We start from the raw sequence: 15,998 nt of genomic DNA, 5'->3' as shown, positions 1-15,998 counted from the left end.
TTTAAAAATGATTTTTAAGTAAAAGTTGGATTTAGATCGTTACCTTATCTACTACTTCTCCTAGAGTTTCTTCTTTTTTTAATTGCCTGGAAACAATCTCTTCTGAAAGTTTTTTGATTGTGGTGTACATGAACAGTTCTGCTATTTCAAAGTCAATATCAAACTTGTTATATATTTCTATTTTAATTCGTATCGCTTTTAAACTATCCCCTCCCAAACTATAGAAATTATCATGGATTCCTATTTTTTCTATATTCAAGTTTTCCTGCCACAATTCTGTAATTTTTTTTTCCATTTGACTTGAAGGAGGTACATATTCTATATCAAAAACCGGATCTGGCAGCCCTTTTCGATCTATTTTTCCATTATGGGTTAAAGGTATCTCTTCCAGCTTTACATAAATTTTAGGAATCATATATTCTGGAAGTTTCTTCGATAGAACATTCTGAATCTCATGTTGGTCAATTTCATCATCACTTACTAAGTATCCAACCAATTGTAACGTTCCGTTGCTATTCTCAACAGCAATAACAACAGCTTGTTGTATATTATAAATATCTAATAAAGCAGATTCGATCTCTCCTGTTTCAATTCTATGGCCATTTATTTTCACCTGATGGTCCACTCTTCCTAAAAAATCAATGTTTTCATTTGGTAACCATCGTCCCAAATCACCTGTTCTATATAATCTCTCATTTATATTGAATGGATTCACAACAAATTTTTCTTTGGTAAGTTTGGGTTTGTTTAGATAACCTTGTGCTAATTGTACTCCGCCAATACAAATTTCCCCAACTTCTCCAAAAGGCATTAGTTCCAGATCTTCTGATAAAATCATTATTTGGGTATTTGCTACAGGTTTTCCTATGAGTATTTTTTCATTCTGACTTGTAATTTCTTTAACCACACAGCCAACGGTAGCTTCTGTAGGGCCATATTCATTATAAATTTTAATATCAGGATTGATATTTTTCAAAATACCGATATGATGGGGTTTTAATGTATCTCCACCTACAATCGCAACCGAAATTCTACTTTGATTTGGTATTTCTATTAAATTTAAAACATCAATATGCGCTGGTGTTAATTTAATACAGGCTATATTGCTATTAATATATTTTTCTAGCTTTGTAGAAACACCTTCCTTAGCTTTAAATATTGTCAATGTGTTTCCACTAACAAGAGGTAAAAACAAACTAGTTATAGTAAGATCAAAGGTCAATGATGTAAATAGACCAAAACTAAGATTCACCGTTCCATTATCTGAATAATAAATTCTAGCCCATTCCAAATAATTGACAAGAGAGCCATGGGAAACTACTACACCTTTAGGAGTTCCTGTTGAACCTGACGTATAAATAAGATACGCTGGAATTTCTTTGGAAGAAATAGAATATACTATCGAAGTATCCCAGGAAGACTCAAAATTTGCATCAATTACAAATATTTCCCCCGAAAAATGAATATCATTAATATCAGGTTTAAACTCAACATCTGTTATGACTAATTTAGCTTTTGAATCTTTGAGAATAAATTCTTTCCTTTCTTGTGGCATTTCAGGTGCTACATAAACATAGGTTGCTCCTAGTTTCAATATTCCTAACAATGAAATAACGCTCCGCTCTTCTTGTTCCAAATAAATAGCTATTACGTGTAGTTTACCTACTCCATATTCTTTCTTTAAACCATTAGCCAATTGATTTGATAACTTATCTAATTCTGCAAAGGTTAAAGTTCCATTATTGTATGCAATAGCAATAGCATTTGGATTACTTTTTACTTGTTTTTTGAATAAATCCAGAACGGTGAGATCAAGATTAAAATTCTCATTTGTTTGATTTAATTTATTTATTAAAAATGTTCTTTCTCCATCCGACAAGTACTTAATATCCTTTATATACGACTCATTATTAACTAATACAAAATCTACTACTTTTTTAAAACGCTTTATCAACTCTCTTACAAAATTCTCTTCGCATATATCCGTATTATATGTTACCTCAAGAGTTATGTAATTTTGATGCTCCAGAAAATCAATATCCAAATCCAACTTAGCATTAGTTGTTGTTTTATCAAGCTTTATAGTTTCTAACGCTATTTCCTGATCAGGTTCAATTTTCTTTTTTCTGATACTTTGATATGTCAACAGTATATCAAACAAAGGGTTTCTACTTATATCCTTCGGAATCTTCAGATCTTCTATAATTTTATCTAAAGGACACATCTGATTTGAAATCCCTTCCAGCATTCTTTTACTAATTCTACTGAATGTTTCCAAAAAACTATCTTCTGAATTTATGTTATTTTTTAACGGAATGGTATTAACATAAAATCCTATTTGATTTTCCAACTCCTCCAGTCCTCTCCCGGCAACAGGAACACCTATGACAAATTCTTTTTTACCAGTGTATTTATATAATAATATATTCCACATGGTTAATAAAAATGAATAGGTGCTTCCTTTATGTTCCTTTATGAATTCACGTATTTTACTGGTTACTTCAATATTAAGGATGGTTTGTAACTTTTCTCCATTAAAAGTTTTTACTTCTGGTCTTTTTTTTGTTTTAGAAAGGTTTAATAAAGGAATGTTCCCTTTAAGACTTTCTAACCAATAGGCTCTTTCTTTATTCAAAGATCCATTCTCAAAAGATTCCAGTTGCCATGACGCAAAATCCTTATATTGAATTGATAAAGATTCTACTTGCACTTTTTCTTCTTTCAACAGTGATTTATAAAAAATCATCATGTCATTAATAACTACATCCAGTGACCAACCATCACTAATAATGTGATGCATATTATAATACATGATATAATCTTCAGAATTCTTTTGAAACAAGTACACTTTAAAAAGTGGTCCGGTAGTTAGATCAAATGGAACTTTAGCATATTCCCTTATTTCATTTTTGATATCCTCTTCTGATTTATCTCTATAATCTCTACATTCAAAAAAAGATTTTATTTCATTGGGTTCTTGTATATGTTGATATAAGTGACCATCTTCTCCAAGATTAAAAACTGTTCTTAGTGATTCATGACGTTCAATCAAGTATTCTAGTGCTTTTTTAAATTTTAGAGTATCACAATTCTTAATCTCTCTTAAATTAGACAGGTTGTAAGCTGCAGAACCTTCTTTGCGTTGACTTAATAACCATATTCTTTTTTGCCCAAAAGATGCTCTATATTTTGTCCTTTCATTTACTGGTTGAATAGTACAATGTTGATTCGCCTTTTTATACTTACTCAAATACGCTATTAAGTCATTTTTGTATTTTCTTATTTCTTGTAATAAGGTTTCATCGATATAATCTCCATCATAATTTAATTCTAGTTCCTTTTCATTAGTAACTGAAATGCTAATATCTTCTTTTGCCAATATTTTAAGTAACTCTTCCATTAAATAGTGATTTTATTTTTCTTAGTTGATTCCTTCTTCAGACTTAAAATATTCTTTGCTCTATCTATTTCTTTTGCAAGCTCTTCTATATTTGGTTTATTAAAAAAATCCAATAAGTTAATCTCTATATCAAACTTTCTTTGAATTCTTTTTACTAATGTCATTGCTTTTAAAGAATCACCTCCTAAATCAAAAAAACTGTTGGTAATTCCTATTTGATTGTACCCGAAAAAAGATTGCCATATTTCGCATAAATCTTTTTGAGTTTTAGTGACAGGTGGCATATAATCTTCCTGTATCAGAGTTACTTTCTCCTCTTTACTTTCTTTTTTCTGCTCTAACTTGAACTTATTTGGATCATTTATGCTGATTATCGTTTGATTATAATTATCTGAAGCTAAGGTTTCTTCAAATATTTGTATTAATTCATGATCTCTAATTGCTCTGTTACCTAAACCATCTAAATTAACGGACTTCCAATTATATAATCCTTTGTTATTTTCGATAAATGCGTCGATAAATTTATTAGAAGCCGCATAAGAACCATAGGTTAATCCTCCTAATATTGATGAAAGACTTGAGCTGATCCAAACAAAATCCAATTCCTTATCTTTAAAATTTTCGTAAAGATTAAGTGTGCCATTTACCTTAGGGTTAAAATGTGTTTCGATATTAGTTATACCTATATTTTCTAAAGGTTTAAAGGAATAATTATCAATGACTCCAGCTGCATGAATAACTCCTGAAATTTTGCCAACATTATTTTCTATAATCTGTACTACAGATTTCATTTCTTCCATATCAGAAACATCCATTTGGTAATAATGGATGTTTTGATTTTGTTCCTTTAAACTCTTTAATCTTTTTACTTTTTTTACCAAACTTTCTTCTGACTCCGAATTAATAACAAAAGTATCCCATGTGTTTTCTGATGGAACTCCTGATCTCCCCGTCAAAATTATTGTAGCATTATATTTTGTACTTAGATGAGATGCTATTGTATATCCTAAATGCCCTAAACCTCCAGTTATTAAATATATTTTCTCTTCACTTAGGTTTATTTTTTTATCAGAAGACAATACGATATTATCATAAAACTCTACCCATCTATATCTATTTCTATAAGCAACTTTGACATCTTGAAAATTATATTTTATCTCTTCTGTAATATCCTGAATTGTTTCTTCAAAAGAATTTGATCTATCAACAATATCTAATTCAGAAAATAATATATGTGGGTTTTCTTGTGATAATACTTTAAAAAGGCTACTGATTACGGATACAGGAATATTAAGTATTTCTCCTCCTAATACTTCATTTTTAAAATCTGATAAAAGCGTTATTTTTTTCTTTTTCTCGGGGTAATATGCTAATATTTCCTTGCATATATTTAAACAATAAGTAAAGTTCTTTCTTAATTGAGATAAATCATTTCCGAAAGAAAAATCTAATACAATATTATTAAAGCAAGTATCTTGTTTATTTATAGTTTCGAATAATGATTTTACACTATCAATAGTTGTTCTTTCTTCTCCATCTGTTGTACAAAACAATTCTAAACAGGTATCTCCCTGATTTTCTAATTCTTTTTTTAATACTGAGCTTGACTTATTATTCGAAAGGATCAAAAATCCTTTGCTATCAAATGGTTTCTCTTTATTTAGTTTTGATTTTTTCCAGTTTTTTTCGTAAGACCAATCTTTAAAAAGATTTTTTCTTTGAGTAAGCGTTTGAATTCCAGAATATGGATCAACTTTATAATCCAAAACGGTACTGTCAAAACTATAAGTTGGTGCAGAAATTATTCTTGAATCTTGATTTTCAAAATACTTTTCCCAATCTATTTCAATACCATAGCTCCATAGTCTCCCTACTGCACTTGTAAAATAAAAGGTGTCATTTATTGTTTCATTCTTTGGTCTTAACAAATGCAACATTTCTTGATCTCTAATATTTTCCTTCTGTCTTATATAAGGTATCAGCGTTTTTCCTGATCCGATTTCAATAAAAATATTGTTTTCTTTTTTATTTAAGAATTCTAATCCTTCCGAAAAACGAACTGTTTCTCTAAGATGTTTAACCCAGTATGATGTCGAAGTTACTTCTTCATTTTTTATTGGTTTTCCTGTAAGATTAGAAATAAAATCAATGGTAGGAATTGAAAGAGAGCACTCTTTCAAAAATTCTTCATATTCAGATAAAATATCATTCATCATATCTGAATGAAATGCGTGGGATGTTTTGAGTATTTTGTAGTTAATATCATTTGTCTCTAAATATTGAATACATTCCTGTATTTTTTCATTTCTTCCCGAAATCACGCAAGAGTCTGATGAGTTTATTGCTGCAATAGAAAGATCTTCTCCAATAAACGAAAGAGCTTTTTTGGCAGATACACCTATCGATACCATTGTACCTGATGAAACACTATTCATGAGTTCTGCTCTTTTCACAACAATTTCTAGAGCTTGCTCAAAAGAAAATACCTCAGCAATTGTAGCGGCAACATATTCTCCAAGACTATGACCAATCATATAAGTTGGCTCAATACCTAAATATCTTAAATAGATTGCCAAAGCATACTCAATTAAAAAAATTAAAGGTTGTGTATAACGTGTTTCGTTGATCAATTCATCATTTTCATTTTGGTCTATTTCTATACCCAGAATTGACTTAAAATTTTTGTTTGTTAAAACCTCCAGCTTCTTAAATCCTTTGTCTAAAATTGACTTGAAAAAAGGTTCTTCGTGATAGAGTCCTCTTCCCATTTCAAAATATTGACTTCCTTGTCCTGGAAATAAAAAAGTTATTCTGTTAGCGCTCTTTTTAATCGTTGATTTATATACTTCCTTTTTTTCTAACTCCTTTTCATCAACATAGCTCATCAAAAAATTACGATAATCAAAATGTCTACGCCCCTTACTTAATGTATAGGACAGATTTAGCAAATCATTTAGACTAGATTCTTCAATAAAATTTTCAATATTCTTCTTGTTCCTTTCCAGTGCAGAAAGTGTTTTAGCTGTGTAGGGGAATATATGATTCGATCTTAATGGTTTATTTTGTATTTGTTTTTTAGAAGGATATTCTTCCATTATCACGTGTACGTTGGTTCCTCCAATTCCAAAACTACTAACCCCAGCTCTAAGTGGTGAATTATCAGGACTATGCCACTCTTTAAGTTCATCATTCACATAAAATGGTCCCGATTTGAAGCTTATTTTAGGATTTGATTCTTTAAAGTGTAAAGAAGCTGGTATTTTTTTGTTTTTTAAGGAAAGACAAGTTTTAACAAAACCTGCTATTCCTGCTGCCGCATCAAGATGTCCTATATTTGATTTTACTGACCCAATTGCACATCTATGTGTGTTATTATTATTAAAGGCTCTATTCAAAGCTGAAATTTCAATAGGATCTCCCAACTTTGTCCCTGTACCATGAGTTTCAATATATGAAATTGAATCAGGGGTGACATTAGCCATTTTATGTGCAAAATTGATACATTCTACCTGTCCTTTTATACTTGGAGCTGTATAACCTACTTTTCTTTTACCATCATTATTTGATGCTGTAGCACGAACGACGCCATAGATATTATCCTTATCTCTAATTGCTTCTTCTAATCTCTTAAAAACAACAACAGCACCACCATTACCTCCTACAGTTCCTGTAGAATCCTTATCAAATGGTTTACAATGCCCATCGATTGATTCTATCATTCCTTCTTTATGAAAATACCCTACGTCCTTTTTACAATTTAAACTTATACCACCTGCAATTGCGATTGAGCATTCTCTCATTAACAAACTTCTGCAAGCCAAGTGAACAGAGGTAAGAGAACTTGAACAAGCGGTAGAAGTATGATAACTAGGTCCTTTAAGATCTAACGAATAGGATATTAAAGAACTTAAAAACTCTTTATTTGTTACTTGCGAAATAAAGAAAGGATTTACATCGGTATTCTGAGTTAATGCATGTGCTACCCATCTTAAATTGTTAGATGCAGATAAAAACAAACCTATATTTTCGGAATATTTAAACGGATCACAGCCCGCATCCTCTAATCCAGTCCATACGAGTTCATGCATCACCCTGGTTTGCGGATCCATCAAATTTGCTTCATCTTTGGTGTAACCAAAAAAGGAGAAATCAAAACTCTCTGCGTTATTTACAATTGAATCTACAGGAACAAATTTTGAATCATAAATTACTGATTTATCTACTCCTAATTTTAACAATTCTTCTTTGGTAAAAAATTTAAATAGTTCTTTTGAATTATATAAATTTTCCCAAAATTGATTAATATTATCTGATCCGTGAAATCGTCCTGCAACTCCTATTATAGCTATATCTTTTTTTCCCATCGTTTATGCTTTTAAAAATTATTCTGCCATCATATCGAAAAAGTCATTCATCTCTTCTACTTTACTCTCATAGTCCTCATTTTTCTCTTCTAAAGTTACTTTGGAAAGAATCTTAGCCAACTCAAAAACACTTGGGTATTCAAATAATACTTCAGGCATAAGTTCTTCATTAAAAGTTGAATTAATCAGTTCTAAGAATCTTAGTAGTTTTATTGAGTTTAATCCCAAATCGAAAAAATTATCGTGAACACCTATTTTTGCATCCTCATTCAATTCTGTTCTTAATAATTCTGCTAATTTTTTTTGAATTTCATTTTTAGGGCTTTCGAATTTTACATTACTCTTAAGCACCTCCCCTTTATTTAGAAGCAATGCTCGTTTATCAATTTTCCCATTTGCTGATAATGGAATGGTAGAAACTGAATAAAAAATCTCTGGAATCATATAAACGGGCAATTTATTTCTTAAAAAACCTTTTAAACGATCCAAATTAATTTCTGTGGTAACCAAATATGCCGTCAATATTTTATCGGTGTTAGTACCATCTACCAAAACAACTACCTGATCTACTTCTTCCAGGGATAATATCGCTTGTTCTACTTCTCGAAGTTCTACTCTATTACCTCGAATTTTTACTTGGTTATCTTTTCGCCCTTTATAATAGATATAACCATCATCTAACCACATGCCTAAATCACCTGTTTTATATACTTTCCCTATTCCGGAAAAAGGATTTGGCACAAACTTATCTCTGGATAATTGTTCTTTCTTGAAATATCCTTCAGCAACTTGAATTCCTCCGATTGCAATCTCCCCAATTACTCCCATAGGCAATAACCTATTGAATTCATCTACAATATATATTTCTGTATTTGCAACGGGGCTTCCTATACTAACACCTCTGTGATCAAAGCTTGATTCTGTCAAATCTATTGCAGTAACATCTATCGCAGCCTCAGTAGGACCATATAAATTATGAATTTTTGAATTTTTGTTATTTTTTCTAAACTCCTCTATATATTCTATTGATAATTCTTCTCCACTACATACTAAATTGCGAACTGAATCAAAAGATTCTTCTTTTATACTCTGCATATAAACTCCTAACATTGAAGGAACAAAGTGTACTATACTTACTTTCTCTTTTTTAATAATATCTCTTAAGTAATAGGGGTTTTTATGTCCATCTGGTGATGCAATAACTAACTTACTCCCGCAGAGTAGCGGAAGAAAAATCTCCCAAACGGAAACGTCAAAAGTAAAAGGAGTCTTTAACAAAAATGTATCTGATTCATCAAGATTTAAATAGTCTTTTTGCCATAGTAACCTATTCATAACTCCCTTATGACTATTCATAACACCTTTAGGGTTTCCTGTGGTACCAGAAGTATATATCATATATGCCAAATCCTTAGAAGCTACTTCGATGTCATCTACATCGAAATTTTCATTCTTAAAGTTTTCTATGTCAATCCTCTCTAACTCTTCAAACTCAAATTCAACCGATTTTTCACTTAAGATAAGTTTAGCTTCTATTTCCTTTAAAATATGATCAACCCTGTCTTTAGGATATAAAGGTTCTATTGGCACATAACAGCCTCCTGATTTTAAAACACCTAAAATGCCTATTATCATTTCAAAAGAACGATTTACACAAATAGGTACAAAATTACCTGGTTCTATTCCTTTGTTTATAAGGAGGTGAGATAATACGCTAGACTTTTTATCTAATTCTGAATACGTTAAAGTTGTATCCTCAAAAATAAGTGCAACTGAATTTGGATTATTTTTAACGTTTTCTTTAAAATAATCTAATATTGTTTTTTCTAAATCATAAGCAACCTCTGTGTTGTTGAACTTGCGGTATAGTTTCGTTCTTTTCTCTTCATTCAATAAATCAAGTTCATTTATAGGTTTTTCTGGAAACTCAAGAACAGAAGACAACAAATGCTTAAACTGTTCCATAAACTCTTCCATCATCCACCTATCATAAATACTTTTATTATAGCTAACATGAAATAATATTTTTTCGCCTACCTCTTCAAATATTATACTAAGGTCAAATTTAGCCAAGCTATCGCCTAAAAACTCTATTTTATCATCTACAATTTCATTAGTGGTGTTGATAGAGTTAGAGTTATAATTTATAAAAACATCAAAAACTGAGTTTCTAGAAACATCTCTTTTTAAATCTAAGTATTCTAGTAATTTATCAAATGGAAAAAGTTTATTGTTAAATGCTGATAAAGTAGAATCCTTAATACGCTCATGGATACTACCAAAAGAATGAGAAGGTTCAATGGTATTTCTCAAAATAAGTGTATTTACATAAAACCCTATCTGTCCCTCTAAATCGGTGTGATCCCTTCCGTCTACTGCGGTTCCAATAATAATATCTTTTTGAGACGTATACCGATGCAACAATACTTTACAAATACTCAAAAGACTAATAAAAAAACTTCCTCTATTTTCTTGAGTAAATGATCTTAACTTTTTAGTACTTTCCGATGATAAATATGTTCTAAGAGCCTCGCCTATATTAGATCTGACACCTTTATTTTTCTTTCTAAAAGGTAGATCTAGATACGTCCATTCTCCCTTTAATTTTTCTAACCAATATTCTTTATATTCTTCGAATTTTGGGCTCACTAATTGTTCTAACTGCCATGCACTATAATCTTTATATTGTATTTTCAGGGTTGATAATTCTGGTATAGTATTGCTCACAAAAGCACTATAATAGGATTTAATATCTTTTTCTAAGATATGCATTGACCACCCATCACTTATAATATGATGCATATTAAAATAAAGTACCCATTTGCTCTGAGAAACTTTAAATAATGTAACTCTCATTAAAGGACCTTGCTCTAAATCGAAGGCTATAAATGAATCTTCTGAAATATATTCTTTAACTGCTTTTTGAGTTTTATTTACATTTACCAAATCTTGGTAGTCTACTCTAAAATTTAGATCTTTTCTATCTAAAACTTTTTGATATAGGACATTGTTTTCTTCGACAAAAACTGTTCTCAGAATTTCATGACGATCTACTGTCGCTTCGATGGCTTCAATTAATTCTTTTTTATATATCTCACCTTCTAATTCTATAGAGTTAGGAATATTATATGTGTTAGAATTACCATCAAGTTTTAATTGGATCCATAATCGCTGTTGAGCACTAGAGGCTAAATATCGATCTTTTTTTTGCAGTGGAATTATATCTTCCTTTCTCGAATTATAGTTTTGTTTGATAAAAGCTATCAATTCTTCTTTATTTTCTTTTATCTTTTGAAGAAGAACTTTGTCGATTTCGTCTGTATCAAAACTAACCTCTAATTCACCATCAGACAATGATAAACGAATATCATTCTGATCCAATTCGTTAATTAAACTATACATTTTTGTAGATCTTATTAAATATTAATTGAAATAAATCAAATAACCTTTTAGGAGATGATCAAATATTATTTTTCGGAAATAATGTTGATTGCTAAATTTGCCTTTATAAACAGTTATAAGACACATTGTAGTAAGAATGTGAGTTGTTATGACAACTATCTTTGAGAATTGTGAGAACGTTATGTTCAATTAAACTTCTATTCTGGAAAGCAATATTACTTATTACAGAGTTTTGAGTATAAATAATGTTTTCTATGATAAAGATGACAAATATATAAATAGTGATTATTTCCTATCGAAGAATTAAATATTGCTACGCTACCTCCAGTCACAGAAGGTATATATTATCATATTAAAGAATTGTAAATATATAACAATATATTTACTTAATAAACTATATTTTGATTATATTTTTACCTTTTTCTTTATTTTGAATTCTACTCATTTTTTGTAATAAATCAATTTTCAAACCTAGTTTTTTAACATCGGACATTGAAAAAAATTCTTTCAAATTAATTTCGACATCAAATTCAGCATTAATACGTTTTATAAATGTCATTGCTTTGAGCGAGTCTCCGCCCAATTCAAAAAAATCATCTTTTATTCCAATTTCACTAATCCCAAAGAAAGATTGATACATTTCGCATAATTGAATTTCTAAATCAGTCGTTGGTAACACAAAATCTGTGCGGAGTAATGGTCTCTCTATTTCATTATTTGAATCTTCTTTAATTTCCTGATCTAATGAATTGGACATTTTTTGAATTACATTATTTATGTCTTTAATAGATATAATTAGCTGTTTATAATCCAACAAACTTAACGATTTCTCAAAAATCGTTATTAATTCATGAGAGGTAATCATGTTATCCCCGACTCCGTCTAGATTTATACTTATCCAATTTCTAAGGCTTTCCTTATGATGCTGTATGAATCCATCTATAAACCTATTAGCACTTGCATACGCTCCGTAAGTGAGTCCTCCTAAAATAGAAGAAAGACTTGATGTTATCCATACAAAATCAAGATTTTGATCACTAAAGATTTTATGAATATTCAAAGTTCCAGCAACTTTTGGATTAAATTGATCAATGATAGCATTCTCATCGATTTCTTCTACAGGTCTAAAAGATTTTATATCATGGTTCCCAGCAGCGTGTATAATACCAGAGATACTCCCATGCTTTTTCTCTATTTCATTAATAGTATTTTCAAAATCTAATAAATCAGAGACATCAGATTCATAGTAAGCAACCTTATAACCTTTATCCTTAAGAGTTTTAAGTTTTAAAATATTTGATTTTACTGAATCTTCAATTACATTACTACCTAAGTAATTTTGCCATTCATCTTCTTTAGGAAGCTTGCTTCGTCCAATTAAAACCACCTCTGCATTATGAGTATCACATAAATAATTTGTGAAATATTGCCCTATTTTCCCTAATCCTCCTGTAATTAAAATTAATTTCTTGTTCAGGTCTGGTTTTTTATGATCTTTTATTTTGATTGGATCATAGAACTCAATCCATCTTTCTTTTTTCCTATAAGCAATACTTTCATGAACATCATCAATATATAACTCTTTGACAATGTTATCTATCATATTAGATTCTATATTAGCTGCATTAGCATCTATAAAACGGGCTGATATATTTGGATTTTCTTGAGCAATTATTTTACCCAACATCTGAGATATTGACATTGTAATATTTATACTTTCATCACCTAAAACACGGTTATTTAAACTCGACAAAAAATATACTTTTTTATCTTCTACCGGCTTAAATTTTAATAACTCCTTACTAATATTTAGGTACTTTTTATAAACATTTATAATTTCTGATTGACTATTTGCTTCATAATCCCACCCAAAAACAATTTTATCAATATTATAGGTGTCAATAGATTTAAATAATTCTACTACATTTTGATTTATAGCTGGATTTATCCCAAATAATTGTTTATCAATTTTCTCAAAATCGTCAGCCAATAGAGCAACAAGAACGGTGTTACCCATTGATCTAATTTTTTTTATTAAACTATCTATCAAGGGGCTCTCATCCGAGAAAATTAAGTAAGTATCATTCTTATCTTCAAGATCACTATTCTGCAAAACAGATTTTTTCCAATTAGGAATGTAAAACCACTCCGAAATTGGTTTCCGACTTACAAAATTTTGATTTACAATTTTTTTAAATGGATTAATATCAAAATCAAGTTTATAATGATCAAAACTATAGCCCGGTATACTAATTTTTTTTCTGTTTTTATCTTGATAAACTTTACTCCAATTCATCTCTACACCATAAACCCATAGTTTACCCAACCCATTCATGAAAAACTGTAAATCATCAATATCTTGTTGCGCTTTGGTCATTAAATTAACCGAGACATGTTTAATGCTAGAATAATGTTTGTTTTGCTTACAAAACGTTGTTAGCGTTGAACCAGCTCCAATTTCTATAAAAATGCTATCGTTTTTGGTTAAATACTCAATTCCTTTAGCAAAATTAACTGTATGCCTTAAATGATCTACCCAATATTTTGTTGACTTTACCTCTTCACTCTTTATTGGTTTTCCTGTAAGATTTGAAATGAAAGGAATCTTTGGGTCAGAAAGTGAGATCATTTCCAATTCGTTTTTAAAATCATCCAACATATCGTCCATCATGTATGAATGGAATGCATGAGAAGTTTTTAAAACTTTACTAGGAATATCTTGTTTCTCCAGCGAACTTTGAAATTTATCAATACTTTGTTTTGTTCCTGATACAACTACAGAATCTTCAGTATTAATAGCCGCAATTGAGATATTATCATCTAATAACGGTTCGATATCGCTCAAAGGAATACCAACATATAACATCGCTCCCTTTTCCATTTTATCCATTAAAGAAGCGCGTTTTAAAATGATCTCTATAGCATCTCCTAAAGAGAAAACACCTGATAAACAAGCTGCTACATACTCTCCTAAGCTATGACCTATCATATAATTGGGATATACTCCCCATTCTATTAATAGTTTTGCTAATGAATACTCAATCAAAAACAATAAAGGCTGAGTATATCTGGTCTCATTAATTAACTCCGAGTCCTGTTCTTCTTCTTCATATCCCAGAACAGCTCTAAAATCTTCTCCAGTTTTTGTTTTTAAAATCTCTAAACCTAAATCAATATTTTCTTTAAAAAAGTTAATTTCATTATATAACTCTTTTGCCATTCTAAAATATTGACTTCCTTGTCCCGGAAACATAAAGACAATTTCTCTTTTACTATTTAACTTATAATGCTCTTCTTGAGTTAAATTATTTAGACTAGCTAAAAGACCTTCTTTATCCTTGCAAACTATATAATTTCGATACTTATGAAAGGTACGACCAGTTCCCAAAGTATATGACAAATCCGCAATGTTAATTCCCTCCTGTTTTTTTAGAAAACCTGTCAATTTGGAACAATAACTTTTTAATGATTTGGTTGTTTTTGCAGATAATAAAATTAATTGAGAATCAACGGATGGAACTTTCTTGTTTTCTAAAAATTCTTCCAATACCATATGCACATTTGTTCCTCCGATACCTATACTACTTAATCCTGCTCTTAATGGTGAATTGTCTTCAGTTCTCCATGGTTGTGTTTTACTATTTACATAAAAAGGTCCTGAATCAAAATCAATGTTTGGATTTGGTTCATTGAAATGTAAGGAAGGAGGTATACATCTTTTACTCAATGCCAAACATGTTTTTATTAAACCTGCAACTCCTGCAGCCGTATCTAGATGGCCAAGATTTGTTTTGACAGAACCTATAGCACATTTATGCTCTGAATTATAATCAAAAGCCTCATTTAAAGCATCAATTTCTATCGGATCTCCTAATTTTGTGGCCGTCCCATGTGTTTCCACATATGTAATCGTTTTTGAATCAACTCCTGCAAACTTATGTGCGGATTTAATACAATCAGCTTGACCAGTAACACTTGGTGCAGTATATCCAACTTTCCTTCTCCCATCGTTATTTACTGCAGAGGATTTGATGACAGCATGAATTGGATCTCCATCCTCAATAGCTTCTTCTAATCTTTTAAGAACTACAACTCCAGCTCCATTTCCTCCAACAGTTCCTGAAGAATCACTATCAAATGATCTACATTTACCATCTTTGGACGCGGTCATTCCATCCTGATAAAAGTAACCATAATTCTTTATTGGATTTATTTTGATTCCTCCAGAAACGGCTATTGAACATTCTCTTAATAATAAACTTCTACAGGCCATATGAACCGCAGATAAAGAACTTGAACATGCAGTATCGATATAATAACTTGGTCCAGTTAGATTAAGATTATATGAAATTAATGAACTTATATAATTTTTATTTGAAATTTTTGATTGATAAAAAGGAGCTATTTTTTCATTTTGATTAAGCATCGAATGTGCAAGCCAATTTAGATTTTCACTAGCTGCCAAATAGAGCCCAATTTTATCCTTAGATTTAGAGATATCACAACCTGCATCCTCCAGAGCCAACCAAACTTGTTCATGCAAGATTCTTATCTGCGGATCCATTGCATTTGCTTCTTCTTTGGTATATCCAAAAAAAGGATAGTCAAAACTTTCTGGGTTATTTACAAATGAACTAACTTTTATAAAACTTGGATTATTGACAATATCTTCATCAATACCTTTTTTTATAAGATCATTGGCCTCATAACGATCCAGCATTTCAACACCATTTACAAGGTTATCCCAGTATTCTATATAATTAGATGCCTTATTAAACTTACAAGAAAGTCCAATTACCGCAATGTCTTTTTTACTAACTTTATTTTTCATA

The 15,998-nt window shown here is 30.3% G+C and carries 4 protein-coding genes; all 4 read right to left on the bottom strand.

The features are described from left to right. Positions 1-31: 31 nt before the first annotated feature. A complete protein-coding gene (locus tag J8L88_RS10840) occupies positions 32-3,400 on the bottom strand; it encodes a non-ribosomal peptide synthetase (protein WP_211060745.1) in 3,369 nt (1,122 codons plus the stop codon). Continuing rightward, positions 3,400-7,764: an SDR family NAD(P)-dependent oxidoreductase gene (locus J8L88_RS10835; RefSeq protein WP_211060744.1), complete on the bottom strand. Its 4,365-nt coding sequence runs from the start codon at positions 7,762-7,764 to the stop codon at positions 3,400-3,402. The genes J8L88_RS10840 and J8L88_RS10835 overlap by 1 nt, the downstream gene beginning before the upstream one ends. Before the next feature lie 18 nt (positions 7,765-7,782). Then, positions 7,783-11,166 (bottom strand): non-ribosomal peptide synthetase, encoded by a 3,384-nt coding sequence (locus tag J8L88_RS10830; protein ID WP_211060743.1) that lies wholly within the window; start codon positions 11,164-11,166, stop codon positions 7,783-7,785. Between the two features lie 394 nt (positions 11,167-11,560). After that, positions 11,561-15,997: a type I polyketide synthase gene (locus tag J8L88_RS10825; RefSeq protein ID WP_211060742.1), complete on the bottom strand. Its 4,437-nt coding sequence runs from the start codon at positions 15,995-15,997 to the stop codon at positions 11,561-11,563. Position 15,998 lies beyond the last annotated feature (1 nt).

The organism is Aquimarina sp. MMG015, assembly GCF_018100855.1.
Lineage (GTDB): Bacteria > Bacteroidota > Bacteroidia > Flavobacteriales > Flavobacteriaceae > Aquimarina > Aquimarina latercula.
This window is presented reverse-complemented; position numbering and strand designations above follow the sequence as displayed.